A 24,894-nucleotide genomic window follows, 5' to 3' on the forward strand; every position below is an offset into this window, starting at 1 on the left:
CCTCTAAAAGTAGACAGACCTATCCTGAGTCCTCTGTACACAGACAGAGTCTTTAGCGCTATTCAATTAGCCGCGTAAAGTCCAGACCCGGATAAAATCTATCACACGTAACCCCTCCAATTCGATATAGTTTTTTTATCATAACACAAGACAGAGGTACTGTGCATGGCAAGTTAAAGTATAACGATTCTTTCCATGTAAAGTGGCTAAACTGAATTCCATCAAGCAGAGCGTGGACAGGAGATAATTGTCGTATAATGAAGAAAGAAATACCGGGGAGAGCACTTTGTTCGACCGGAGAATTAGAGGTGAAACCGTCATGATGTGGGACTCGCACAGTTCTTTTCTTAGAAGGATGCAAATCATGCGTCCGGATCTTCCTTCTTTAAATCAGTATCCGTTTAATATCGAAGCGCTCAAGCAGATGAATCAATTGGACTTCCACCCTAAAGTGACTTATATTATCGGAGAAAACGGGATGGGCAAGTCGACACTCATGGAATCTATTGCTGTGGCCTTGGGTTTTAACCCGGAGGGTGGTACCAAGAATTTCACATTCTCCACAGAAGCCACTCATTCTAATTTGCATGAGTATATCCGCTTGATAAGAGGGCCGCAGAGGCCCCGAGACGGATTCTTTTTCCGGGCGGAAAGTTATTATAATCTGGCTACGAATATCGAACAGTTAGACCGGGATTTTTCTTTTGGAGCGCCTGTCAAAGATTCATACGGGGGGAAATCCCTGCACGAACAATCTCACGGTGAAGCTTTCTTTGCCACCTTTATACACCGTTTTGGGGGTCAGGGGCTGTACATCCTCGACGAGCCGGAAGCCGCTTTATCACCGCTCAGGCAAATGGCTATGCTGACCCGTATCCATGAATTGGTTCGGGAACAATCCCAGTTTATTATTTCCACGCATTCACCGATCCTCATGGCTTATCCGGATTCGGTTATCTACAATTTGTCAGCAGAAGGGATCGAGATGAAAAATTATGAAGAAACCGATCACTACTTAATTACGAAGCAATTTCTCAATAACCGCGAAAAGATGCTTAAAGAGCTGTTTGACGGAATTTAAGCGGTTGCGGATCTGAATTGAAATGAAAAAACAAGCAGATCCCGAGAGGATTTGCTTGTTTTTGTGCAGCCTTATAGGCTAGTAAAACCATTACTTCACTGGAGCCGCAGCCGGTGTCATTCTAAGTTGTTCATTCATCTTCAGTAAATTGACCGCTTGGAAGGAGAAAGGCGTTTTACTTTGCTTTTTACCAAAACCTGTCTTAACTGGAAACACGGATGATGACCTCCTTTGTATGAGATTCCATAAAGTATATCTTGTGGGATAAATTTCTGTCAATTGAAACTTTTGAACTGGTTCAAGTAGTTCTTAAGTCTGTTAATTTCAGCTGAATAGATGTTTTCTTGCCCATAATAACCTTCCCGTTCACCCGTATGGTCCGCGAATTTACTATAAAGTTTATTCAGATAAGGATGGTCAGCCAGCGCACAGAATTGAATGACCTTCACCTGGGTATTTTCTTCAACCATCACTTGAACTAACCTATGGAATCCTTCCATAAATACTCGACTGCCCCGATAGGCTTTAGAAATAATGACGGAATCGATAAAAGCGATTTCGCCCTGTGGGTGATGTTCGTTATTCCGGTCCAGATAGCGGTAATAGCCCCAACCTATTGTAAGACCTGACGGATCTAAAACAAGCATGATCCTTGAAGCCCGGATCGTCTCAAGAGTATGTACAATGGCATCATAAAGAGTGAAGTGGACGCTGAAATCGTGGCGGTTCCGGATAAAGAAAAGGGTGAATTGAGCCAAGTCCTCGTCGGTTTCACAGATTCGGTATTGTGCTCTCATAGGTTGGATACACCTCCGTGTGATTTATTAAAGAGTCGGCAGTTTGGACCCGGGGTACTGTTTTACCCACAGTTCCCGGTAATAGTCTCCTCTTAGAAGCAGGTCCGGATGAGTTCCTTTTTCCACAATATTCCCATCCTTAAATACGATGATCTGATCTGTATCCCTAATGGTGGATAGATCGTGTGTGACCCATATGACGGTACGTTCCTTGGCAAGCTCGCGGAATGTTTGCTGGATCGAAGCTTGGGAAATCGGATCTAGACCTGAGGTAGCTTCATCTAGCAGCAGGAGAGCGGGATTATTCAAAATCGCACGTGCTATCGCAATTCGCTGGCGCTGCCCGCCTGATAAATTGTTGCCTTCTTCATGGAGAACGGTTGAATAACCGCCAGGTAAACCTATGATGAAAGAATGAATATCCGCTTTAACAGCAGCTTCTATGACCTCATCTAAACTAGCTTGCGGCTTTGTGACACGTATATTGTCCAAGATCGTTCCCTGAAAGAGAAAGGTTTCTTGAAAGACGACTCCGATCTTATTTAAATATGCACCGGGATCCATATCTCGCAAGTTCATTCCATTGATTCGTACAAGTCCTGCCGACGGTTGAAAAAAACCGAGCAGCAGATGAAGCATAGTGCTTTTGCCCGAACCACTGGGACCTACAAAAGCGGTCGTTGTTCCTGCGGGGATCTGTAAGCTGATCTGTTGCAAAGCTGCTTTCTCATTGGGATATTCATATTGAACATGATCGAACTCAATAGTCAGATTCGTGTTTGCGGGTAGTTTGAGTTTCTTTTGGTTGTCATCATGCTCATGCGTAACGGACAAAAACTGTTGTATCCGACTCATGCTTACCGCTGCATCCGTGAATGCGGGGATGGCGAACGTCAGGTTAAAGACGGAGTTGCCCATAGACGTATACATGGTGAAGAAGGCGACTAGTGCACCGAGCGTGATGTGGTCAGTGAGCGCCAAATAAGAACCGAATCCCATAATAATCAGATTGATAATAAGCAGGCTGATCATCGGGATACGCTCAAGCTGGGCATTCATCAGATTTCGCCGATAGTTTGTTCCAAACAAGAGCTGCAGCCTGTCGCTAAATTTGCGGATCGTATAGTCCTGCAGATGGTAACCTTTAATAAGTTTTTGCGCCTTGATATTTTCCGCTAGATCACTGGTGAATAACGCCGTCTGTTCCTTATCCTCTTCATAAGCTTTGCTGGCGCGTCTGCCGAGCAGGTAAGGGCCGGCGAAAATTATCCCGGCGCCGAGCAGAATGCAAAGGGCCATGCTCCACTGTAAGTAGAACAAGAGAGTCGTGCTGATGACAACGACCGTAACGGATTGAATTCCAATCGTCAGCAGGATAGTCATTGCTCGTTCAATAGCAGGCAGATCAACGGAGTAATAGGCCAACAGATCGCCCGAACGTTTTCCTTGTACATACAAGAGATTAACATGCTGCATATGTGCAAACAGCTTCATTCGCAAGTCTCGCTGAATTTGTGCATTTAGTTTAGCGAGAGCGTAGTCGCTTGCGATTCCACAGGAAAAAGCAATGAATCCGGCAGCTCCGAGCGCACTTACAATAAGGTAAAAAGTACGGATATCTTTGGGGAGGACGGCCAGATCGATCATAAATTTGAAGCTTAAGGGTGCCAAAGAAACAAAAGCCAGATCAAGCAGCAGGCATATAAAGAAGACAGAAGCTAGAGATTTGTAAGGACTTATGTAGGTGAACATATTGCGGATGACGAGGACGGCAGGACGCTCTGATTTCATTTTATGTTCCAAAATAGTGCTCGTGGCGGAAACGCATCGCGTATTCGTACAACTCGGAGAAAGAGGCGCGGTATTGTTCCAGTCTGCCATAAATCGTATCCTGCGCCGCAGTTTGTTTAAATAGTTTGTTGAGTAAGGTGTGCAAATCATCTCGTACAGGTGTCCAGAAACAGATTTCGGTTACTTTCCTGTTCAATTGAGCCATGTATTGCATCACATATTGCATAGTTTCCAGAAATAAGCGGGAAGTTCGGTAAGGTTCCTTGATAAACATCGTTTGAATTTGAACCACATTGCTATCTTCATAGTTGTTTTCTCCAGTCCCGAAAATGTATCCGAATGCTCCGACAACCTCATCTTCATCATTAAAGCAAAGGAAGGCTTCTTCTTTTACAAGAATCGGACTGGCCAGGAAAGTAAGTGTCATCGGAAAAGAATAAGGAAGGTTCAATTCGGAGTAATGATCGAGAAGAAAGGTCAAATATTTTTCCTGGTAGGCTTCCGTTGAACAGACAGATATGTGAAAGCACATGGGTGAACAATTCCTCCTAGAGTAAGTTGGTGATTTGTAAAATTATATCATATCTTTAAAGGGCGATAATGGTTTAACTATCACTTCTTTTTTTATAAATCGTTCCTTCATGTTAATATAGATGAAAAAAGATAAAAAGAAGCGTAAAGGAAGCGGTGGAGGAATGTTGTTTTCGCAAAAGCAGGTCAGTGAGATCAGAGAACAGTCACTAAGGATGGAGACAGAAGGTGCAGTGACAGAAAAAGTGCTGCAGCTTATTTATGACCATAAATTGTTCAAACTGTTCGTCCCCCGGGAATTGGGAGGCAGGATGGCTTCCTTGCCGGAAGCTGTGAGCATATTCGTAGAATGCTCCCGAATTGACGGCAGCTTCGGCTGGCTGGTCAATATCGGATCGGGTGGAGGCTTCTTCGCTTCATTGATGGAGAGCCATGTGGCACGTTCGGTCTACATGTCTCCAGAGGCCGTGATCGCAGGAAGCGGTTCTCCATCTGGAACGGCAAAGCGGGTCGATGGCGGCTACATAGTTAACGGCAGCTGGAAATATTGCAGCGGCTCTACACATGCAACAGTGTTCACGGCTAACTGTATCGTAGAGCCGGAAGGGGATGAGCAGCAGGAAGCGCAGCCTGAAATCCGCTCGTTCGTTTTTGCGCCGGAGCAGATTGAGATTCACCGAGATTGGAATGCTTTCGGGCTCAAGGCTACAGCCAGCCATACGATCATGGCGAAAGAAGCCTTCGTCCCCAAGGAGAGGACATTCCTCTTGGCAGAGCTTAAAGGCTATGGAGAGGAACCTGTTTATCAATATCCGTTCCTGCCTTTTGCCCAAGCATCGTTTGCAGCAGTCAGCCTGGGCATTGCCAAGCACTTCCTGGAAGAGGCCAGGGAATTGATCCTTCTCAAAAAGAGGGACGCCCATGTACTGGAGAAGCTGGAGCGGCAGGAAGGAATTTTGAAGGAGAGAGAAGCTATGTTCCTGGAGGCCGTGGAGGAATCCTGGAACGAGCTTCTGCAAGAACAGCAGCTTACCGAGGCGTCTCAACAGGAAGTTTCGGCCGAATGCCTGCTGACTGCACGGACTGCTCTGGCTTGCGGGCTGGAACTGTTCCCCTTCCTGGGGCTCTCTGCCGCCATGCAGGACAGCGCAGTTAACCGCGCGTGGAGAGACTTGCAGACGGCCTGCCAGCACGTCCTGCTGATTCCGGCGGAGTAAAACGAGAACAGGCGGCAACGCTGTAGGGATCGGGGCTTGGATGGCGATTGTTTATTTACCATCAGACAACCAATAAAGCTGCGGGCATATGCCGGCAGCTTTATTGGCTTGAAGGGAGTAAATAGATAGGTTTAGCATATAGACGGCGAGAAGAGGGAAACAGCAATCATCGTTATTTTTTAGGTACAGTAAGCCATAGTTGCCATGTAGATGACAGCAAAAGTTAATCTGCTTCAGAAGTTTATACGAGATGCTGGGTCTGGGTCTGGATTTGCATCTGTCGAATACGAAACTATCTCTTGACACCCAGATAGACAGTGTATACATTTGTATACAGAGATTCTTCATTTACAAAAGATAGAATAAGAGGTGCTGGAATTTGTATGATAGTCAACGGAACAGATCTGGTTCACTAAACGGCCGTTACCTGATGATGCAGGACGGACAAGCAGGAGGCGGGGGCAGCGGATACCGCAGCGAGCATCAAGGGCGTAGAGGCAAAGAGCACAAATGCAGCGGCGCTCAAACTTACAGGAGAGGCCGTGTCCTGTTATTTCTGGAGAAACTGCAGGCCAAAAGAGGCACACTAGCCAGACAGCTTGAGCAAGCGGAATTCGAAGCGATCCGACCTGTGCTCTGTGGAGAATTAAAGGCGATTGATCAGGTCATTGAAGAATATGTCTTATTGTTTGACCTGCAAGAAGATGCTGACAGCTCCACCACACTCCCACGAAATGAAAGGGAGGAGTGATCCAATGCTGCGCCGTTTCTTCTCCTATTATCGTCCTTATAAAGGACTCTTCCTACTGGATTTTACTTGCGCGATCATTGCAGGGCTTCTGGAGCTCGCTTTTCCGCTGGCAGTCAGCAAGTTTATTGACGATCTGCTGCCGGGTGAGAACTGGACGGTTATCGTCCTGGCGTGCCTGGGTCTGCTGGCCATTTATGCGCTTAACACAGTTTTGCAATATGTCGTCACCTACTGGGGACATATGCTTGGCGTGAATATCGAGACGACGATGCGTGAGAAAGTGTTTGCTCATATGCAGAAGTTATCCTTCCGCTTCTATGATAATAACAAGACCGGACATCTGATCGGCCGGGTAACGAATGATTTGAATGATATCGGGGAGGTGGCGCATCACGGCCCCGAGGATGCTTTTATCGCGATCATGACACTGGCGGGTGCCTTTACATTGATGGCTACGATCAACTTGGAACTGGCTCTGCTTACCTTTATCATGATCCCGTTCCTGATCTGGCTCATTCTTGTATTTGGAAGAAAAATGACCCGGACTTACAAACGATTGTTTGGCGATGTCGGTAATTTTAATGCACGTATCGAGGAAAATGTAGGCGGAATGCGCGTCGTTCAATCCTTCGCGAATGAAAGTCATGAGAAAGAATTATTCGCGGCGGATAACGAGCGTTTCCGGGAAACGAAGCTGCTGGCATACAAAACGATGGCTAAGAGCATCTCGATCAACTATATGATGATGCGTCTGGTTACAGTCGTCGTCATGGTCTGCGGGGCCTGGTTCTTCCTGAAAGGGAAGCTGGAACTTGGCGAGTTCATGGCTTTCCTGCTGCTCTCCAATATTTTCTTCAAGCCGATTGAGAAAATTAATGCGGTCATCGAAAGCTACCCCAAAGGTGTTGCCGGCTTCAAGCGGTATACCGAAATTATGGACACCGAACCAGAAGTCGCCGATAGGCCGGATGCTGTTTCCGTTGAGGCGGTTAGAGGTGATATCCGCTTTGAAGGTGTTTCGTTCGGGTATGAACCGGGCCGCAGAATTCTAAGCGGAATTGATTTGACTGTACGCGCCGGTGAGACGATTGCTTTCGTGGGGCCTTCCGGTGCAGGTAAGACTACCATTTGCAGTCTGATCCCTCGGTTCTATGACGTCGAAGAGGGCAAAATTACCGTGGATGGGATCGACATCCGGCAGATGAAGCTGAATTCGCTGCGCAAGCATATCGGAATTGTTCAGCAGGACGTATTTCTGTTCTCGGGAACGATTAGAGAAAATATCGCCTATGGTGATCTGGCGGCAACCGAAGAGCAGATCTGGGAGGCGGCCCGGCGCGCTTCTCTGGAGGAATTGATCTACGGTCTTCCGGAAGGGATGGACACGATTATCGGCGAGCGGGGGGTTAAGCTGTCCGGCGGACAAAAGCAGCGCTTATCCATTGCGCGCATGTTTCTCAAGAATCCGAAGATTCTTATACTCGACGAGGCTACATCGGCCCTGGATACCGAAACAGAGGCTTTGATTCAAAAATCGCTGGCGGAGCTGTCTGCCGGCAGAACGACGCTGGTTATTGCACACCGGCTTACGACGATCCAGAATGCGGACCGCATCATCGTTGTGAATACGGACGGGATTGCCGAGCAGGGCAATCATCAGGAACTGATTGCTGCTGGCGGAATATACAGCAGACTGCATCAAGTGCTGTGAGTACTCCATATAGGGGTCCCCGTCCGTACTCACTCCTGTATCTGTAACAAAACAAGCCTGATATGCGGATCACCGCGTTCAGGCTTGTTTTGTTTCTTGGGTTAATACAGAAACCTCCACAAATAAAAAGTCGCATAAGACTCCCAATTTGTCCAAGCGGCTGATAATTTCAGAATCTCTTCTTTCGTAGGTTTCCTGTCTGCGCCTGTCAAATATTTAATTGCATTATGCAGCCCGACATCATCGATAGGAAAGGCCGTAGGGAATCTCAGACACCGCATCGCGACATAATTAGCGGTCCAGGGACCGATGCCGCGGATTTTGACGAGGATTTTCTCAGCATTTTTGGAGTCTCCGGCGGCTAGTAATTGTTCCTTGGACAATTCCCCCCGGATGATAAGACGGGCTACCCCGATCAGATACTCACACTTCTTCACCGTCATTCTGAGCGTAGTCAATTCCTCAACCGACAAGGCGGCTATGGTTTGAGGAGTGGGGAAAATCCAGTACGTTTCTCCTTCACATTCGACAGGGCGCCCATAGGTTTCGACCAATCGTCTTTTCAAGGTATAAGCGAACGTGAGGTTAATCTGCTGGCCGAGAATACCCCAACAAATTGCTTCGAATAAATCGGGAATGCCGATGGTTCGCAGTCCGTAATACGTATCCACGGCCCTCTCAAGAAGAGGGTCCGATTGTGCCAATTCATAGAAGGGCGCCAGGTCCGTGTCCAGATCAAACCAGTCTCTCACATACCGGATGACTTCAGAGCGCATCCCCTCAGACACCGCTGCCTGTTCACCCAGGAACCGGATCAGCAGCCGATTCTCAGGCGTGGAACTGATCTCTACAACAGCTGTTTCCCCGCCGGCCGGAATCGCTTTGTAGATGCGGCCATTCTCTAAGCGAAACAAGCATTCATTAGGGGAGCGGGACAAGTAGTTCAGATTTTCGGCATAATCAAACTCTTGTGGTGTTTCAAGTTCAAGTTCATTTCTAGGCTCTTTCCAGAGGTCTTGGGACATAGTTGAGTTCAAATTCATTGCCTCCATTCAAGTTTCAAGGGTATACGATTATTTTTGCATAAAAGAAAAGCTTATGATTTCGATATCTTGCGATTCTATTCGTAATTGCGTACAAATGGCTGTTGGCAGGGGTATACTGTGGTGGTAGAGCAGCCAGCCATTCGATTGCCTACAAGGAGGGGAGAGCGATAAGATGCCAGATCCAATTAAAGAAGAGGGTCCGGGTGAGACAGGTCAGGGAATGATGGGTATATCCGATGAACAATGGCGTGCGATTACTCACAACGATCCGGCATACGATCACAAATTTTTCTATGCTGTAAAATCTACGGGGATCTTTTGCCGTCCCTCCTGCAAATCGAGACCTCCGAGGAAAGAAAACGTCCGCATTTACGGGAACGCCGAAGAAGCTCTGGAAGCCCGCTTCCGGCCCTGCAAAAGGTGTAAACCGACCGGTGAACGATTGCCCGACCAAGAATGGGCGGTTCAAATTACTAGATGCATAGAGATGAATTATATGGAGCCGCTCACACTGAACATTCTAGCAGATATGTGTCATGGCAGTCCTTATCATTTACAGCGCACGTTCAAGCGGGTCATGGGCATTTCGCCTATGGAGTATATACAGCAGCAAAGAACGGCCAGGGCTATAGAATATCTGATTCATACAGAGAAGGCAATCCATGAGATAGCCGTAAATGTCGGCATAGCGAACACGCCTTATTTCATCACGTTGTTCAAAAAAAGTACCGGGCATACACCTGCTGAGTACCGCCATAAGCATCGTGATAAGCAAACTTGGGGAGGTAATGAAGAATGAAAACTGGCTGCAATGAAAAGATCTATTGGGGACGGTTGATTCATACGGATTGGAATCTGTATATTGCCGCGACTCAGGACGGGCTTTGTTATGTAGGATCTCTGAATAAACCGTTGGAAGAGTTAACGGAATGGTCGGCTATTCATTACCCGGGAAGCGAGTTTATACAGGATGAGGAGAAGATGGAGCCGTATAAACGGGAATTAAAAGAATATTTGAGCGGGCAGCGGCAGGACTTTACTTTGCCTCACGATTGCAGAGGAACCGCATTCCAACAGGATGTCTGGAAGGCACTTGGCGAGATTCCTTATGGACACACCCAATCCTACTCGGATATTGCCAACCGGATTAACAGGCCGGCTGCCGTACGTGCAGTGGGAACTGCGATCGGGGCGAATCCGGTTCTGATAACCGTGCCCTGCCACCGGGTTATTGGTAAGAATGGCTCGCTAACGGGCTACCGGGGCGGACTAGATATGAAAATGAAGCTGCTTCAGTTTGAAAGCGAACAATCTGTCAGCGAAAGGATGCTGCGAAATGTATAATCGGCTTGCGGAGCGCCTGGCGGCCTTGGACTGGGGGGAGCTGCATCGAACGCTGGACATACAGGGCTACGCGAAGCTGCCCGTGCTGCTAGAACACGATCATTGTCAGGCAATCATAAATACGTATGATCAAGAAGAGTGTTTCCGCAGTACGATTAATATGGCGAGATATAGATTCGGAGAAGGGGAGTACAAGTATTACGCCGCTCCGCTGCCGAATATCCTGCAGCAGCTTCGCGAACGTTTATATCCCCAGCTTGCTATTGCCGCGAACCGGTGGCTGGCATATCTTGGCGGTAAGGGCATTTATCCGGCAAGTCTGGCGGAATTCCTCAGCCAATGCCATCAGCTGGGCCAGACACGCACTACACCGCTGATTCTAAAGTATGACACCGGGGGATACAATTGTCTGCATCAAGATCTCTACGGCGACCTCTCCTTTCCGTTTCAAGTCGTCTTTGCTTTAAATCAGCATGGAACGGATTATACCGGCGGGGAATTTCTGCTGGTGGAGCAGAGGCCGCGTGCGCAGAGCCGGGGACATGCCATCAATCTGGAGCAGGGGGCCGGACTGATCTTCCCGACACAGCACCGGCCTGCAAAAGGAACGCGCGGTTACTATAGGATGACAAACCGTCACGGCGTAAGCACCGTTCATTCGGGAACGAGATATAGTGCGGGAATTATTTTTCATGATGCCAAATAATTTTTTGCTATAAAGTTGGCACTTGACCCGTTCGGTTTGTCCTTGCTATACTTTAGGAACTACAGCCTGTAGTGTAGTTTCTTTTGTGAACATTAACACTACAATGTGTAGTGGAGGTATGGAGAACATGAATATCAAGAAATTCAAGTATGATGAAGTCGGGCTGAACCGTTTTTTTGGACCGCTGGAAGCCAAAATTATGGAGCTTCTCTGGGAAGCGGAAGAATTAAGCATTAAAGAAGTTCAGCAGCGTCTGAAGCAGGACAAGCCTATTAATTTTAATACTGCGATGACGGTGATGAACCGCTTGGTTGACAAAGGGATCTTACAGAAGAGGGCAGAGGGAAGACTGTCGCTGTTTCGGCCCGTTCAGTCCAAGGAGAAGTTTATTGAAGAGCAGTCCAAGAAATTAACAGAGAATCTTCTCGATGAGTTTGGCGGCGTCGTGATCAATCATATGATTGATGTACTGGATGAGGTAGATCAGACTTTGCTGGATAAATTAGAGCAGAAAATCCAACAGTTGAGAAAGGACAACTTATAATGAGGTGGAAGAGAAAGTCTTTTTCTATCCTGGTATTAAGTCTTCTTATAGCACTATTGGTATGGTGCCAGATGGGCATGTACTTGACCCACCTCTTTTTTGGAGTAGATGTCCAAGTAAACTTTTTTAAATTCTGCGTAAGTTTGTTTAAAGAGGAATCGATTTATTACTTCTTTGTCGTTGTTCTCTTGAATGCCATTATTGCATATACTTTCCTGGTCACTTTATTTAAGACTGCCGAGCAGCTATGGCTTTCTGTTAAATTCAAAAAGAAGATCCTGTCCGCCCTTCATCATGATTTAACTCGCGACATCAACGCAAGATATCCCGGACGGGATCAAACGTTGATGATTATCCATCAATCTCAGCCGCTTGCCTTTACGATGGGGCTGCATAAACCCTGCATCATACTCTCTACCGGATTGATTGAGATGCTGGATGAGGATGAGCTGGAGGCGGTTATCGAGCACGAGACTTTTCATCAAAAGAATCTGGATCCCTTTAAGATCTTCGTTCTTAAACTAATTTCTCAGGCACTCTGGTTCATCCCCTTAACCAAATGGTCTTATCATAATTATAAAATCATGAGTGAGTTAATGGCTGATGAATTCGCCATACACAGAACGGGCTCCGAACTAGGATTGAGCAGTGCCCTGTTCAAACTGATTAAGAATGCTTGCAGGAGAGAGACAAACGTAACTCTGGTTCATTTTTCACAGGAATCAGTTAATTATAGATTGCAGCAATTGGTTGAACCGCAGAAAAATATACCGCTAAGACTGGAAACCGCAGCTATTGTTGTTTCTGTTCAGGTTCTGCTGCTTTTATTGGTTATGGTTATGGTGGCCGTTACGTAAATTTTTTTATTAGTTAACACTACATGATGTAGTGTAACAGGAGAGGAGAATGAATGATGAAACAAAACCGGGAGATTGGCGCACTTATTTTGCGTGTGGTGTTGGGTATTACCTTTTTTGCACATGGATTCGATAAATTTCAAGGGGGGATCGCTAACACAGCCGGGTGGTTCGAAAGTATCGGATTGCCTGGCTTTATGGCTTATGTCGTCGCCTTAATTGAATTAGTAGGGGGAGCAGCACTAATTGTAGGACTGGGTACGAGAATTGTGTCGGCCTTATTCGTCATCGTCATGCTGGGAGCTACAATTAAAGTGAAGCTAGCCGGCGGTTTCTTGGGCGGTTACGAGCTTGATCTTGCCCTGATGGCAATCGCCCTTTATTTCGTGTTAAACGGAAGTGGAAAGTGGTCCGTGGATTCTGTACTGCCTTCCCGTAATAAACCTACAAATTAACGCAGCCAAAATAAAAAAGTAAGTTCTTATCTGTCGTATGGATAAGAACTTACTTTTTTTAATTTAGGCAGCGGATGCGATTAACCTCGATTAACCGTGCTCTCATCCATATAAACCAGTTCCCATAAGTGGCCGTTAATGTCTTGAAAACTCCAGCTGTACATAAATCCATGATCGACCCTGTCATTGTAAGCCGCGGCCCCAGCCGCCAACGCTTTCGATACAATCTCATCCACTTGTTCCCTGCTATCTGCGGATAACGCTACAATAACCTCTGTACTCACAGCCGTATCGGTTATTTGTTTCTTGGTGAACGTCTTGAAGAAATCTTCTACGAGCAGCATAACAAATATATGCTCGCTAATGACCATGCATGTTGCATTCTCATCCGTGAACTGGGGATTGAATTCAAACCCGATTTGTGTGAAAAATTCCACGGTTTTGTTTAAATCTTTAACCGGTAAATTAACAAAAATTTTATCTGCTTGTAAAGCCATTCTCAATCACCTCAATGTATAAGATAACTTATTCTACCATTTCCGGAGGGCTAAGAGTTCTTCTCGATTGCTATTGTTATAGGAATCATGGTGACAAAAATGTAAGGCAACCTGAATTGTTTGAAAGGTTAATTGATGGGACCCACCTCACAGTCCCGCTAAACTATTGTTATAGAAGCCGGATCAGGGAGAACAGGACAATTTTCTACTTACAAAATAGGAAACGTGGAGTTTTACATATGCGAATAATTAAGCAAGTTTGTACAAGTGGCGGTACCGATCCTGCCGGTCCCTTGGCCTGTCGTTCTGCTATTCCTCCCGGGTTTGGGGCATGCGCTCTTCATTCTGCCAATCTTTCAGCTGCTTGTTGGAGCCATTGAGGTGATTCTTATATTCCGGGGATGGCGAACAGACCAGCCGACCCGGGAGATATGGTACTATAATAGAAGAAACAGTTTCTAAGCGGATGGTCTGGACCCGTGTATAGAGGAGACACCTGCACGAATACCGCACTATATAGGAGCAAGGAAGGTTCAATCGATGTCATCTACCAAACAACACATTTACCGCTTTAGTGAAGCTCCCATTTGGGATATGCAGCGTTCGTATTATGAAGAGCAGGGGATAAGTGCCTGGCAGAGTAAAGAAGTCCCGCATTATATAACGAATAATCCCCGCATTGGAGCGGCATATGCTGAGATCATCTTCGGGTTTCTGCAGGACCGTGCCAAGCTTGGCTATGGTTCTGAACCCGTCATGATTCTTGAGCTTGGCGCGGGTTCGGGCCGGTTAGCCTCGCATGTTCTCAATGAACTGGACGAACTCAAGGCGTGCGCCGGGTTCGAGCTGCCCTCATACCGCTATGTGATGAGCGATTTGGCAGCTAAGAATCTGGACTACTGGAAGCAGCATCCCCAGCTGAGCGTATTCGAGAAGCAGGGCATTCTAGACTTCGCGCAATTTGATGCGGTACAGGATGCAGAGCTATATTTGACGCAATCCGGCGAATGCATTCGGCCAGGTGATTTGAAGCAGCCACTGCTCATCATCGCGAATTACTTTTTTGACAGTATCCCTCAGGAACTTCTCTATGTAGATGAGGGTTTGATTTATGCATGCGATATTTTGATGCAGATTCCGGAAGGTGAAGCTCCGCTGCCCCCTTCTGAACGGCTTAAGCAGGTGAACCCTGAGTATCAATATCGCAGAGCGGCTGAATATGAGAGGGCCGATTATCCATATTGCAGCGTTATAGAGCTGTACCGGAAGGAACTGGAAGACTCTCATGTTCTCTTCCCGGCTGTCGGTCTGGAATGCCTGCAGCGGCTGAATACCTTATCCCAAGAAGGTTTTCTTCTGCTGACTGCGGATAAGGGCGATCACCGGTTGGAGAACTGGAAATATGCGGAGGCACCTGATCTTGTCCGCCACGGTAGCTTCTCTCTGGAAGCTAACTATCATGCGATCGGGCATGTGTATGCTTGCCAAGGCGCTGAAGTTTTATTCACCCCCCACCGCTATAAGCAGTTAAATGTGGGCTGTGTACTCATGCTGACAGATCCGGATCGCTATGCACATACCCGGCTTGCTTACCGCCGGTTTGTAAATCGCTTCGGTCCCGATGATTTTTTTAGCTTGAAAAAAGGGCTGGATGAGCATTTGAATGAAATGGAGCTGTCCCAACTGTTAGCCTTCTGGCGATTAGGCCATTACGATGCAGAACTGTTTCTTCAAAGTACAGGGCGTATCTCGGAAATGCTGCCGGAGATCGGGGAAGAAGATGCGTATGCCATTCGTGAAGGCATGCAGCAGATGTGGAAAGGTTACTACAAGGTGGAGGAGAGCAGGGATTTGGCGGTAGAATGTGCGGAACTGCTGTTTGAGATGGGTTTATTTGCAGATGCGCTTGAATTCTATGAGCGTTCGTCAGGGGAAAGCCCGGCGGGCACCTCTATCCTGTACAACAGAGCTATTTGCTGCTATGAGACAGGGGATGAAGAGGGAGCCAGGCAATATTCACGAAGTGTTTTAGAACAAGACCCTACGCACGAAGGAGCCTCTTCCCTCAAGCTGCTTCTACAATAGAAGAATAAAAGAGCCGTATGCACACGCATACGGCTTTTTTGAGGTTCATTCTTCGTTTTTTTGAATCTTGGCCGGATTGTTGATTTTGTAAGGCACGGGATGTCTGGTCAGTTTTTTGGCTACAATCTTGGCTTCAAAGGTAATCGTGTCACCGACTTCCAGCTCTAATTTCTTGAGTGTGGCGCTGTGGCTGGACCAGGCTTCGCCAATAACCGTTTCCGGTTCCACAAGGGCAACCGCTTCGTAGATGACGACTTCATCTTCATTATCGGAGAAATGGTTAGGCACCGTTGTGAATTCTTTGACGGTAGCCGTCATTTTAACTTTTTCTTCAGGAAGCTGAAGCTTTGGAGGCTTTTCTTTTTTGGCTCTTTCCTTCTTCGGTGCCGCAGTTTTGGGTTCTTCTATCTTGATTTTCACCGGAGGAGCAGGTGTGGATTCAGATGCTGTCGAAACATCTTCGCTTAGAGCTTCTAGCGCCGGGTCTAGCGGCTCAGCGGCTTCCTCTGCTGCCGCGGCAGCTCTCTGGGTGTAGTTGGACGCTTGCATTTCTTTCAAATAAGAGGGATGGATGCAGTGAAGCTGTTGATTGGGCAACTCAATGACAGCTGTCATTCTGTCGGCATACCCGACAATGCTGCAGGCTACATTCAAACCGTTTCCCTTATAAAAGAAAGGTTTCATCTTGGCTGCTTTCTCCGAAAGAAGGCCCCATTCTTTGCACCGGTCGATCTGTTCCTCTTCGCTGTCGAAAGCATTGTATGTATCGGGACTGATGATAAACGAATAGTTCAAAATTTCTCCGCCTTTCTAGTCAGTTACAAATCTCATACAGAAATTTTATCATTTTTTAGCTTATTTTGCTTCATTGGATATACTGAGGTAAGAGATCATCAGCCTCTCACTCTAATTGCCGCAGCATGCTGACGACACGGTTGACGAAAAGGCCTGCTGCTTTAGAAGTTTGATTCTCTTTGGACGATACAGACCAGAGATAGGAGATCTTCTGGCTAGGCATTTCTAAAGGAATCGTAATTACATCCCCATTCTCATACATCGTATTTGCCCGGAAAGAATAATCGGGTCCGAGTGTTACCGCCATATCCTCTTTGACCGCTTGCAGGATGGCTTCGATATTGTTGCTGGTGAACAGCACGTCTACGGAATCGCCGAGGTCCTTAATGAAATCGATAATGTAGGGATCGTTATAGAGTACGAAAGGCAGATCCGCGAGGGCATCCAGGGACACGGCACGCAGAGAAGCAAGCGGTGATAGGGCACTTACCCCTAAGACAATATTCCCTTTTACAAGGCGTTCAAATAATAAACCTGCGTTCTTCGGCAAATTTCCTTCATTTAATAAGACAAAGCCGATATCACTTTCATCCGTTCGTACATTCTCGAGTACCGCATCCGTGCCATGCTCGGATATTTCAAGCTGTATTCCCGGGAATTCTTTCCTTAATCCGATTAATACATGTATCAGGAGGGAGATCGGACCGGGAATGGTCGCAATTCGAATTTTAGAATCGTTAATCTCGCTATAGCTTTCGGCTTCAGACTTTAATTCATGTATTTGGTTTAAAATGGCCCTTGCTTTGCTAATAATCATGTGGCCTTCGGGCGTCACGACTGCACCGGCACGGGAACGGGAAAAGATGCGGATACCGAGTTCCTGTTCCAAATACGAGATAGACCGGCTGATTCCTGTCACCGTAATATGGCAGTTCTGAGCGGCTTTCGTAAAGGAACCGCTTTTGGCTACTTCAACCAGGTAGGTTAGCTGCTCCAAGTTCATGGGGAACCTTCTTTCATTAACTAAAAGTTAACTTAAGTGAACTATTAGGAAATATAATGAACTTTTAGTATATGTTATGATCAATAGGAGGTCAAATCTTAACCTTTTTTACCATAATACCTTAAATTTAAAGGACGAAATCCTGGAATGACCCGGATGCCCGTGAGTGAAAAGGTGAAGAGGAGGTAAAAGTAGTTAACGACTATCGGATTAATAAGCACCCTTAGAAGCGGAGGATAATGATATGCAAGAGAACACACCCCCTGTAATCCCACAGCCCAAAACGTATGGACCGCTCGGGAATCTTCCCGTGCTCAAATTAGATGAACCGAATCAGTCGCTGCTCAAACTTTCTTATGAGTATGGACCGATTTTCAGACTCGATTTTCCAGGCGGAAGAAGCGATCTATACATATCCAGTCAAGAATTAGTGTCCGATGCCTGCGACGAGTCCAGATTTGACAAGCAGGTCTGGACTCCTTTGCAGAAGGTCCGGGCTTTTGCAGGCGACGGGCTGTTTACAAGTTGGACAGAGGAAACAAATTGGCAGAAAGCTCATCATATTCTTCTGCCCAGTTTCAGCCAAAGGGCTATGCAGGGCTATCATCATATAATGGTGGATATTGCCGTCCAGCTTATCCAGAAGTGGGCGCGGCTCAATCCCGACGAGAGTGTGGATGTCCCTGAGGATATGACCCGCCTGACGCTGGATACCATCGGATTATGCGGGTTCAATTACCGCTTTAACAGCTTTTACCGTGAGCAGCCGCACCCTTTTATCCTCAGTATGGTACGGGCTTTGGATGAAGCGATGGGTCAGCTTACCCGGCTCGGAATCCAGGACAAACTGATGGTCATGACGAAGCGGCAGTTCAAGCGCGACATCGAGACGATGTTTTCACTCGTGGATAAGATTATCGCGGAGCGCAAAGCGAGCGGAGCTGCGGAAGCGGAAGACCTGCTTTCACGCATGCTGACGAGTAAAGACCCCGAGACAGGCGAGGGCCTGGATGACGAGAACATCCGGTACCAGATCATTACCTTCCTAATCGCGGGGCATGAGACGACAAGCGGGCTGTTATCCTTTGCCGTATATTATCTCCTGCGTAATCCGGATAAACTGCAAAAGGCGTATGAAGAGGTAGATCGCGTTCTGACAGATTCGGCCCCTTCTTACAAGCAGGTTCTCGATCTCAAATATATACGCATGATTCTGAATGAATCTCTGCGCCTCTGGCCGACGGCTCCGGCATTCTCGGTGTATGCCAAAGAAGATACTCTGCTTGCCGGTAAGTATCCATTGAAGAAAGGAGAGAATGTCAATATCATCATCCCCAAACTTCACCGGGATCCCCAAGCCTGGGGGGAAGACGTAGAGGCGTTCCGGCCGGAACGCTTCGAAGATCCGAGTCAGGTTCCGCAGGATGCTTTCAAACCTTTCGGGAACGGGCAGCGCGCTTGTATCGGACAGCAGTTTGCCCTGCATGAGGCGGTGCTCGTCCTCGGGATGATTCTTAAACATTTTGAAATCATAGACGCAAGCAACTACCAGCTCAAGATCAAAGAAACGCTGACCCTGAAACCCGACCAGTTTAAAATCCGCATACGCAGCCGCGCTCAAATATCTTGGTCTGTTCAGAATGAAGCGCAAGCGGCAGAGACTTCGGATAAACAGGCCAAGGCATCAGCGGCCGCCTCCATCATTGGAGGAGCGGAACACTTGCCACTCTTAGTCCTGTACGGATCAAATTTAGGTACAGCGGAAGGCATTGCACGTGAACTGGCGGATATTGCCCGTATGCATGGGGTCAGCAGCGAGGTTGCTCCCCTGAACAAACGGTTAGGCAATCTGCCGACCGAAGGGGCTGTACTGATCGTGACCGCTTCCTATAACGGCAAGCCGCCAAGTAACGCGCGTGATTTTGTGGAATGGCTGGAGCGGGTAGAGCAGGATGAACTGCGAGGCGTCAAATATGCCGTATTTGGTTGCGGGGACCGCAACTGGGCCGGAACTTACCAGGATGTTCCCAGATTTATCGACGAACAGCTCGCTCTAAAAGGTGCAACAAGACTATCCGAGCGGGGAGAAGCAGATGCGAGCGGCGACTTCGAGCAGCAGCTGGAGCAGTGGCGGGAGCGGATGTGGTCGGATGTGATGGATGCCTTTGGACTGAAGCTTGATCACAAAGCCGAGAAAGAACGCAGCACGCTCAACGTCCAGTTCGTCAGCGGGATTGCCGTAGCGCCGCTAGCTGAGTCCTATGACGCTGTTCATGCAGAAGTGTTGGTTAACCGGGAGCTCCAGAATCCGGAAAGTGACCGGCACACCAGGCATATTGAAGTGGCGCTGCCTGATGGGGCCACGTACCGAGAAGGCGATCATCTCGGAGTCCTTCCGAGGAACAGCAAAGAGAATGTCAAGCGGGTACTGAACAGATTCGGGTTGAATGGAAACGACCAGCTGATTCTAACGGCAAGCGGGCGCAGCGCGGCGCATCTTCCTCTGGAGCGTCCGGTCAGTCTCTACGATCTGCTCAGTCATAGTGTAGAGGTTCAAGAATCTGCTACGCGTGCGCAATTGCGCGAATTAATCGCTTATACCACCTGTCCGCCTCATAAAAAAGAACTGGAAGCCTTATTAAGTGAGGGAGTGTATAAAGAGCAGGTATTCAAAGCGAGAATTTCTATGCTGGACCTGCTTGAGAAATACGAAGCATGTGAAATGCCGTTCGATCGTTTTCTGGAGCTGCTGCCGCCGCTGAAAGCCAGATATTATTCGATTTCCAGTTCTCCTCACGTCAATCCGGAGAAGGCCAGCATTACGGTAGGTGTTGTAGAAGGACCTGCGCGGAGCGGATTGGGGGAATATCGCGGTGTTGCTTCCAACTACTTGGCTGAGCGTCAGCCGGGGGAAGATATCCTGATGTTTATCCGCACGCCGGAATCCGGATTTCAGCTGCCGGAAGACCCGGAGACACCGATAATTATGGTGGGTCCGGGAACAGGCGTTGCACCTTTCCGCGGATTCTTGCAGGCGAGAATGGCCATGAAGATGAAAGGCAAGCTTCTTGGAGAAGCGCATCTTTATTTTGGCTGCAGGAATGAAGCTGATTTCATTTACCGGGATGAACTCGAGCAGTATGAACGAGATGGAATTGTCACACTCCATACGGCCTTTTCCCGTGCGGAAGGCGCGCCCAAAACGTATGTTCAGCATTTGATGGAGCAGGATTTAAATAAGTTAATCGGTATGCTGGATAACGGCGGAAGGCTCTACATTTGTGGTGACGGCAGCCGGATGGCTCCCGATGTAGAAGCGGTCATCAAGAAAGCCTACCAGAATGAGCATGATGTAAGTGAACAAGAAGCGCAAGACTGGCTTCAGAGCCTTCAAACGGAGGGCCGTTACGCGAAGGATGTCTGGACAGGTATTTGACTGATAAAGAATTAATTTACTAAATAATAGAGTCGGCGTTCTAGCATTAGAACGACTGACTCTTTTTTCGCGCACAGAAAATGGGGTTGTTCAAGGTTGTTATTGAATTTTATTGATTATGAGCAATATACTGGAAATTGATAACCTTGTATAATGAAAGGAATCTAAAGGAAGTTTAAATGAAACCGTACCCACATAATAGAAAATCGTCCTCGCATATGGGTGTATAAGTCTGTTATACTTAAAAATATAAATATTGTTAACAAAATAGACACGAATTTCGTCGAAAAAAAGTAAAATTTTAGAGGTAAAAATCCGATATAGTATTGAAAAGGAGAGGAGTACTTACATGACAACAGTAGCGAATTCAGAATTGGTAATCTCCAGAATCAGCAGTATCATTTCATCCGAGCTGGACCGTGTTAAAAGAGAGAATAATTTCTTCCAGAACTTCCCTAGCGAGAAAAAAGCAGAATCTTTCGAATGGTGCAGCAACCTCTATCATTTGTCGAAACACTTCGGGGAACTGCTCAAACTTAGATGGGAACGTTTCCCGGATGTTGAACATGAAGTATTCTCTACTCATTACGATGAAGAGAAAGATCATGCAGAAATGCTCCGCAAATGGATGATCGGAATCGGATTAGATGATCCTGAATTGCATAAAGCTAATTATGAAACCGAACATTTTATTTCTCTCCAATACCGTGCAGTAGCAGCAATGGATGAGAATCTTTCCCTGCTGATCATCAATAGCACAAGCGAAGGCTTTGCTCATGCTGTCTATCTGCATGCTTATAAAATTCTTCAAGAGATCGGATTCTCCAATCTCGAATACTGGGCGATTCACTGTGAAGCAGATGAAGAACACAGTGATGTCTATCACCTGATCAAAGACATGAGTGTGCAGCAACTGGAAGAAGCTGAGCATCTGGTGAAATATACTTGCAACACACTGGATGTCATGCTTGATTCCTGGCTCAAATAAATTCTGAAAAGAGGTTTTTTTCTCGTGAGTGTTAATTTGAATAATAAGTTTCGTTTCCATTTGGACAGCGTCAACAAAGTATTCTCTTGGCAGGTCGTAGATAACTTAACGGTAGAAGAAGCGACGGAAGCCGCGAGAATTATTCTGGAAACCGTACAAATCAACTCCAAAACGGAGAAAATCAAATTGCTGGTGGACAACCGGTTTATGGAACGCGAAGGTCATCCCATCGTGTTCACTCCTGAAGTCAACAGCATCTGGGAAGAAGCACAGCGCAACGTATTCCCTCATCTGACTAAAGTAGCCGTCCTGTGCAGCGGGTCGATTATGAAGATGCAGATGGACCGGATTTCGAGAAATTCGAATATTTCGGAGATTAACAAAAGCTTCTGGAATAAAGAAGATGCTGTTATGCTCAAAGAAGCTTTCGATTTCCTGGAGATTCCATCCAACGCGCTAGTACAAAGCAAATAAGAACAGAGTAAACAGCAGCACCCTCAGGAACAACGCCAGATACCCGGAAAGGGCTTAAATGGTGGTGAATTCTGGGGGTGTTTTTTTTGATCGCTTTTGATTTTACTGCCTATGGGGGTAGGTTGCATAAAAGCGATACGGGGTAAACAAAGTTAACTGACTTGCTTTTGCATGTCCTGTCAGCTAAGCTGAAGATTGCCGTGAAATGATGATTGGACAGAACTTGCAACTGTGCGCAGGTTTACCTCCACCGGATTTAGTGAATAATTTAAAAGAATTTTGGAAGAAGAGATGTAAAGAGGAGTGAGGCAAAGTGAACAATTCGGAACCGACCCAGGAAGAAATCCAAGAACTATCAAATATTGTTAAAAATTCTGTATCTATGGAGTTAAGAGTGAAGGACTCCGAAGTGGAAGTAAGTATTAAAAAAATGATGAAATACGGATTTGTCTTTAAAAATTCATGGGCTTCTATGAAATTGCCAGAGCACACGGTAATCGAATTTTGGAAAAAAGAATTAATTAAAATGTAAATTCCCATATACATCTAATAAACCGCGGATTGCTGTCCGCGGCTTTTTTGTGATTTTTTAATGCAATCAGAAAGGTAATAAATGTATCCATCCGATATCGTATAACTCCCTTTTCTCCAAGAGAGTCAAAGGAGAACTGAAGGAAGTACAAGGTTGATTGGATTCGTTGTAAAGAAAGGGAGCGAGTCCGTTATGCAGTTTTTAATCTGATAAAGAAGGCTCTTATTAAAAGATAATGCCTAAGGCTGATTCGCAGTCATCGCGGCTAGAACACTTTCCAGTTTGTTATGAAGAATCCACTCTTTCCTTGCCACTTCTTTGAGGGTATCGCGTACACTTGCATTGACCGCCAGGAGGTCGCTAATGGTTACCGGAGGAGGTGTCACACCCGGCAGCGTGCCAAGTACATACTGTAGTTTCTCCCCTTCGGCATTGATTATATGAGCGAGACCGATTTCCTCCAAGGCAATGGAAGCAAGCAGCAGATTAATGGAGGCATCAAAGGTTAGGGTAATGGTTGGGGTTATGTTCGGGATGTTAGCCTGGGACATCTAAATCACTCCTCCGTGATAGTGCGTACAAAAGTAATATATGTGAGGCAGGAGCCTGGGGATACAGGAAAGTTGTGCACGGATCTCCACGAATGAGTTACGTCAACCTGAATACAGACCATACAATACCAGCTGGACTAGTCCCTCCGAGGTTGAGGCCAAGCGTCAAACCGTTTGCCTGGTAAAAGAGACCGATCACATCCCCTGCATTCAGTTGAACATCCCCTGCCAATGTTATGACCCCGTTGCCCAGTATTGTTCTTAAATTTAGCACCAAGGCTACGTTTACGTTTAAAAGAGGGAACAACCCGTTAATTAAATCCGTTGCGGTTGGTGAGGTTCTACTTATTACAAAGGCTGGATTAACCCCTGCCCCTAAAGAGATCGTAACGGTCGCTGACGTCACATAATTGATAGTTGCAGCCATAGAATATCGACCTGTGGCAGGAACGGTATAGTTCCCGGTTGCAGCATTAAAATCTGTACTGCCATAGTAAGGGCTGGTTACGGTCCAGCCTGTTAATTGTGTACTGGCGGATACACTTAATGAAGTCTTGACGGCAGAAAACCCCGTTGCATTAAGACTCGCTCCTGTCGCGCCGGTGCTGCCAGTGGCACCAGTGGCGCCGGTCGCGCCAGTGGCGCCAGTAGCGCCAGTGACGCCGGTCGCGCCAGTGGCACCAGTAGCGCCGGTAGCGCCCGTAGCGCCGGTCGCGCCAGTGGCACCAGTAGCGCCGGTAGCGCCCGTAGCGCCAGTAGCGCCAGTAGTGCCAGTAGCGCCAGTAGTGCCAGTGGCACCAGTCGCGCCAGTGGCCCCGGTAGCGCCAGTAGCGCCAGTGGCACCAGTAGCGCCAGTGGCGCCGGTAGGGCCAGTAGCGCCAGTGGCACCCGTGGCTCCCGTAGCCCCCGTAGCGCCCGTGGCACCAGTAGTGCCAGTGACGCCAGTCGCGCCGGTAGCACCCGTAGCGCCAGTGACGCCTGTAGCGCCTGTAGCGCCAGTAGTTCCAGTGGCACCCGTGGCTCCCGTAGCCCCCGTAGCGCCTGTGGCACCAGTAGTGCCAGTGGCGCCAGTGGCGCCGGTAGCGCCCGTAAGCCCGGTAGCGCCCGAAGCGCCTGTAGCGCCTGTAGCGCCAGTAGCGCCTGTAGTGCCAGTGGCGCCAGTGGCGCCGGTAGCGCCCGTAAGCCCGGTAGCGCCCGAAGCGCCGGTGGCGCCGGTAGCGCCTGTAGCGCCAGTAGCGCCTGTAGGGCCAGTAGCGCCAGTAGCGCCAGTGGCACCAGTCGCTCCAGTGGCGCCGGTGGCACCCGTGGCGCCGGTAGCGCCTGTAAGCCCGGTAGCGCCAGTCGGTCCTTGCGGACCGCCTGAAGCTCCTGTAGGGCCAGTTGGTCCGGTCGGCCCTACCGCGATTGGTATCGACAGAACACTGTCGAGTTTAGTTTGTAAGATGCTTTCGACCTCTTTGACTTCCTCAACGGTCCCCCGAATACTTTCATTTATTTCGAGTAAATCCGAAATTGTCGTTATCGGTGCATTCGCTCCGGGAAGAGTACCTAATACGTACTGAAGTTTTTCACCCTCGGAATTAAGGATATGGCTAAGAGCGAGTTCTTCAAGTGCAATGGAATAGAGGAGGAGGTTTACCGCATCATCTCGAGTGATTGAAATGTCAGGTGAAAAATTAGGGAAGTCGTATTCAGACATATT

Annotated in this window: 25 protein-coding genes; 15 read left to right on the plus strand and 10 right to left on the minus strand. The window is 47.5% G+C overall.

Translation table 11 applies throughout. The annotated features are described in order from the left end of the window. Positions 1-319: 319 nt before the first annotated feature. Positions 320-1,081, plus strand: a complete 762-nt coding sequence (locus AR333_RS13585) for an AAA family ATPase (protein WP_068776113.1) — start codon at positions 320-322, stop codon at positions 1,079-1,081. A 90-nt stretch (positions 1,082-1,171) separates the two neighbouring features. On the opposite strand, the gene AR333_RS25620 is transcribed toward AR333_RS13585, so the two are convergent. From AR333_RS25620 to AR333_RS13600, 4 genes are read right to left on the minus strand one after another with little or no spacing between them, the layout of a single operon-like run. Continuing rightward, positions 1,172-1,297, minus strand: a complete 126-nt coding sequence (locus AR333_RS25620) for a hypothetical protein (protein ID WP_301336122.1) — start codon at positions 1,295-1,297, stop codon at positions 1,172-1,174. 59 nt (positions 1,298-1,356) lie between these two features. After that, positions 1,357-1,878, minus strand: a complete 522-nt coding sequence (locus AR333_RS13590) for a hypothetical protein (RefSeq protein ID WP_068775877.1) — start codon at positions 1,876-1,878, stop codon at positions 1,357-1,359. Positions 1,879-1,905: 27 nt separating this feature from the next. Next, a complete protein-coding gene (locus tag AR333_RS13595) occupies positions 1,906-3,681 on the minus strand; it encodes an ABC transporter ATP-binding protein (RefSeq protein ID WP_253735836.1) in 1,776 nt (591 codons plus the stop codon). Then, a complete protein-coding gene (locus tag AR333_RS13600; RefSeq protein ID WP_068775879.1) occupies positions 3,671-4,201 on the minus strand; it encodes a hypothetical protein in 531 nt (176 codons plus the stop codon). Before AR333_RS13600 ends, AR333_RS13595 begins: the two co-directional genes overlap by 11 nt. Before the next feature lie 163 nt (positions 4,202-4,364). On the opposite strand from AR333_RS13600, the gene AR333_RS13605 reads away from it, so the two are divergent. The 3 genes from AR333_RS13605 (at position 4,365) to AR333_RS13615 (ending at position 7,879) form a co-directional block, all read left to right on the plus strand. Beyond that, positions 4,365-5,417: an acyl-CoA dehydrogenase gene (locus AR333_RS13605; RefSeq protein ID WP_068775880.1), complete on the plus strand. Its 1,053-nt coding sequence runs from the start codon at positions 4,365-4,367 to the stop codon at positions 5,415-5,417. Positions 5,418-5,796: 379 nt separating this feature from the next. Further along, on the plus strand, positions 5,797-6,168 hold the full coding sequence (locus AR333_RS25405) for a hypothetical protein (RefSeq protein WP_253735837.1): 372 nt from the start codon (positions 5,797-5,799) through the stop codon (positions 6,166-6,168). 4 nt (positions 6,169-6,172) lie between these two features. Beyond that, the gene (locus AR333_RS13615; RefSeq protein WP_068775881.1) at positions 6,173-7,879 is read left to right on the plus strand and encodes an ABC transporter ATP-binding protein; all 1,707 of its coding nucleotides are present in this window, start codon (positions 6,173-6,175) and stop codon (positions 7,877-7,879) included. A 101-nt stretch (positions 7,880-7,980) separates the two neighbouring features. Here AR333_RS13615 and AR333_RS13620 read toward each other — a convergent pair whose 3' ends face one another. Beyond that, positions 7,981-8,904: a DNA-3-methyladenine glycosylase gene (locus tag AR333_RS13620; protein ID WP_068775882.1), complete on the minus strand. Its 924-nt coding sequence runs from the start codon at positions 8,902-8,904 to the stop codon at positions 7,981-7,983. Between the two features lie 193 nt (positions 8,905-9,097). Between AR333_RS13620 and AR333_RS13625 the strand changes: the two genes are divergently transcribed. The 6 genes from AR333_RS13625 (at position 9,098) to AR333_RS13650 (ending at position 12,831) form a co-directional block, all read left to right on the plus strand. After that, the gene (locus AR333_RS13625) at positions 9,098-9,724 is read left to right on the plus strand and encodes a bifunctional transcriptional activator/DNA repair enzyme AdaA (protein WP_156430911.1); all 627 of its coding nucleotides are present in this window, start codon (positions 9,098-9,100) and stop codon (positions 9,722-9,724) included. Then, the gene (locus AR333_RS13630) at positions 9,721-10,269 is read left to right on the plus strand and encodes a methylated-DNA--[protein]-cysteine S-methyltransferase (RefSeq protein WP_068775883.1); all 549 of its coding nucleotides are present in this window, start codon (positions 9,721-9,723) and stop codon (positions 10,267-10,269) included. The genes AR333_RS13625 and AR333_RS13630 overlap by 4 nt, the downstream gene beginning before the upstream one ends. Continuing rightward, a complete protein-coding gene (locus tag AR333_RS13635; protein WP_068775884.1) occupies positions 10,262-10,975 on the plus strand; it encodes a 2OG-Fe(II) oxygenase in 714 nt (237 codons plus the stop codon). Before AR333_RS13630 ends, AR333_RS13635 begins: the two co-directional genes overlap by 8 nt. Positions 10,976-11,102: 127 nt before the next feature. Continuing rightward, positions 11,103-11,519: a BlaI/MecI/CopY family transcriptional regulator gene (locus tag AR333_RS13640; protein ID WP_068775885.1), complete on the plus strand. Its 417-nt coding sequence runs from the start codon at positions 11,103-11,105 to the stop codon at positions 11,517-11,519. Then, on the plus strand, positions 11,519-12,376 hold the full coding sequence (locus AR333_RS13645) for a M56 family metallopeptidase (protein ID WP_068775886.1): 858 nt from the start codon (positions 11,519-11,521) through the stop codon (positions 12,374-12,376). The genes AR333_RS13640 and AR333_RS13645 overlap by 1 nt, the downstream gene beginning before the upstream one ends. 56 nt (positions 12,377-12,432) lie before the next feature. Further along, complete coding sequence (locus tag AR333_RS13650) at positions 12,433-12,831, plus strand: DoxX family protein (protein ID WP_068776116.1); 399 nt, start codon at positions 12,433-12,435, stop codon at positions 12,829-12,831. Between the two features lie 80 nt (positions 12,832-12,911). Here the strand turns inward: AR333_RS13650 and AR333_RS13655 are convergent, their stop codons facing one another. Beyond that, entirely contained in the window at positions 12,912-13,328 is a 417-nt protein-coding gene (locus AR333_RS13655; protein ID WP_068775887.1) for a VOC family protein, read from the minus strand. Between the two features lie 540 nt (positions 13,329-13,868). On the opposite strand from AR333_RS13655, the gene AR333_RS13660 reads away from it, so the two are divergent. Next, entirely contained in the window at positions 13,869-15,413 is a 1,545-nt protein-coding gene (locus AR333_RS13660; protein ID WP_068775888.1) for a tetratricopeptide repeat protein, read from the plus strand. Positions 15,414-15,458: 45 nt separating this feature from the next. Here the strand turns inward: AR333_RS13660 and AR333_RS13665 are convergent, their stop codons facing one another. Continuing rightward, a complete protein-coding gene (locus AR333_RS13665; protein ID WP_068775889.1) occupies positions 15,459-16,208 on the minus strand; it encodes a hypothetical protein in 750 nt (249 codons plus the stop codon). Between the two features lie 106 nt (positions 16,209-16,314). Continuing rightward, entirely contained in the window at positions 16,315-17,211 is an 897-nt protein-coding gene (locus AR333_RS13670; RefSeq protein ID WP_068775890.1) for a LysR family transcriptional regulator, read from the minus strand. A 244-nt stretch (positions 17,212-17,455) separates the two neighbouring features. Here AR333_RS13670 and AR333_RS13675 point away from each other — a divergent pair, with 244 nt between their 5' ends. The 4 genes from AR333_RS13675 to AR333_RS13690 all read left to right on the plus strand — a co-directional run bounded on the left by AR333_RS13675 (position 17,456) and on the right by AR333_RS13690 (position 22,641). Continuing rightward, positions 17,456-20,647, plus strand: coding sequence for a bifunctional cytochrome P450/NADPH--P450 reductase (locus tag AR333_RS13675; RefSeq protein WP_068775891.1), 3,192 nt, complete (start codon positions 17,456-17,458; stop codon positions 20,645-20,647). 349 nt (positions 20,648-20,996) lie between these two features. After that, the gene (locus AR333_RS13680) at positions 20,997-21,635 is read left to right on the plus strand and encodes an iron-containing redox enzyme family protein (RefSeq protein WP_068775892.1); all 639 of its coding nucleotides are present in this window, start codon (positions 20,997-20,999) and stop codon (positions 21,633-21,635) included. Between the two features lie 24 nt (positions 21,636-21,659). Continuing rightward, the gene (locus AR333_RS13685; RefSeq protein WP_068775893.1) at positions 21,660-22,109 is read left to right on the plus strand and encodes a hypothetical protein; all 450 of its coding nucleotides are present in this window, start codon (positions 21,660-21,662) and stop codon (positions 22,107-22,109) included. Between the two features lie 313 nt (positions 22,110-22,422). Next, complete coding sequence (locus AR333_RS13690; RefSeq protein WP_068775894.1) at positions 22,423-22,641, plus strand: hypothetical protein; 219 nt, start codon at positions 22,423-22,425, stop codon at positions 22,639-22,641. A gap of 239 nt (positions 22,642-22,880) precedes the next feature. Here the strand turns inward: AR333_RS13690 and AR333_RS13695 are convergent, their stop codons facing one another. Continuing rightward, positions 22,881-23,192, minus strand: a complete 312-nt coding sequence (locus tag AR333_RS13695) for a hypothetical protein (RefSeq protein ID WP_068775895.1) — start codon at positions 23,190-23,192, stop codon at positions 22,881-22,883. A 97-nt stretch (positions 23,193-23,289) separates the two neighbouring features. Beyond that, positions 23,290-24,891, minus strand: coding sequence for a collagen-like protein (locus AR333_RS13700; protein ID WP_216638975.1), 1,602 nt, complete (start codon positions 24,889-24,891; stop codon positions 23,290-23,292). Positions 24,892-24,894: the final 3 nt, after the last annotated feature.

The organism is Paenibacillus sp. FJAT-26967, assembly GCF_001541095.1.
Taxonomy (GTDB): domain Bacteria; phylum Bacillota; class Bacilli; order Paenibacillales; family NBRC-103111; genus Paenibacillus_F.

Bases quoted from the DNA above. Each gene is read 5' to 3' on its own strand.
- AR333_RS13585 (WP_068776113.1), top strand. From the start codon at position 320: ATGATGTGGGACTCGCACAGTTCTTTTCTTAGAAGGATGCAAATCATG.
- AR333_RS13590 (WP_068775877.1), bottom strand. From the start codon at position 1,878: ATGAGAGCACAATACCGAATCTGTGAAACCGACGAGGACTTGGCTCAA.
- AR333_RS13600 (WP_068775879.1), bottom strand. From the start codon at position 4,201: ATGTGCTTTCACATATCTGTCTGTTCAACGGAAGCCTACCAGGAAAAA.
- AR333_RS13605 (WP_068775880.1), top strand. From the start codon at position 4,365: ATGTTGTTTTCGCAAAAGCAGGTCAGTGAGATCAGAGAACAGTCACTA.
- AR333_RS13615 (WP_068775881.1), top strand. From the start codon at position 6,173: ATGCTGCGCCGTTTCTTCTCCTATTATCGTCCTTATAAAGGACTCTTC.
- AR333_RS13620 (WP_068775882.1), bottom strand. From the start codon at position 8,904: ATGTCCCAAGACCTCTGGAAAGAGCCTAGAAATGAACTTGAACTTGAA.
- AR333_RS13625 (WP_156430911.1), top strand. From the start codon at position 9,098: ATGCCAGATCCAATTAAAGAAGAGGGTCCGGGTGAGACAGGTCAGGGA.
- AR333_RS13630 (WP_068775883.1), top strand. From the start codon at position 9,721: ATGAAAACTGGCTGCAATGAAAAGATCTATTGGGGACGGTTGATTCAT.
- AR333_RS13635 (WP_068775884.1), top strand. From the start codon at position 10,262: ATGTATAATCGGCTTGCGGAGCGCCTGGCGGCCTTGGACTGGGGGGAG.
- AR333_RS13640 (WP_068775885.1), top strand. From the start codon at position 11,103: ATGAATATCAAGAAATTCAAGTATGATGAAGTCGGGCTGAACCGTTTT.
- AR333_RS13645 (WP_068775886.1), top strand. From the start codon at position 11,519: ATGAGGTGGAAGAGAAAGTCTTTTTCTATCCTGGTATTAAGTCTTCTT.
- AR333_RS13650 (WP_068776116.1), top strand. From the start codon at position 12,433: ATGAAACAAAACCGGGAGATTGGCGCACTTATTTTGCGTGTGGTGTTG.
- AR333_RS13655 (WP_068775887.1), bottom strand. From the start codon at position 13,328: ATGGCTTTACAAGCAGATAAAATTTTTGTTAATTTACCGGTTAAAGAT.
- AR333_RS13660 (WP_068775888.1), top strand. From the start codon at position 13,869: ATGTCATCTACCAAACAACACATTTACCGCTTTAGTGAAGCTCCCATT.
- AR333_RS13670 (WP_068775890.1), bottom strand. From the start codon at position 17,211: ATGAACTTGGAGCAGCTAACCTACCTGGTTGAAGTAGCCAAAAGCGGT.
- AR333_RS13675 (WP_068775891.1), top strand. From the start codon at position 17,456: ATGCAAGAGAACACACCCCCTGTAATCCCACAGCCCAAAACGTATGGA.
- AR333_RS13680 (WP_068775892.1), top strand. From the start codon at position 20,997: ATGACAACAGTAGCGAATTCAGAATTGGTAATCTCCAGAATCAGCAGT.
- AR333_RS13695 (WP_068775895.1), bottom strand. From the start codon at position 23,192: ATGTCCCAGGCTAACATCCCGAACATAACCCCAACCATTACCCTAACC.
- AR333_RS13700 (WP_216638975.1), bottom strand. From the start codon at position 24,891: ATGTCTGAATACGACTTCCCTAATTTTTCACCTGACATTTCAATCACT.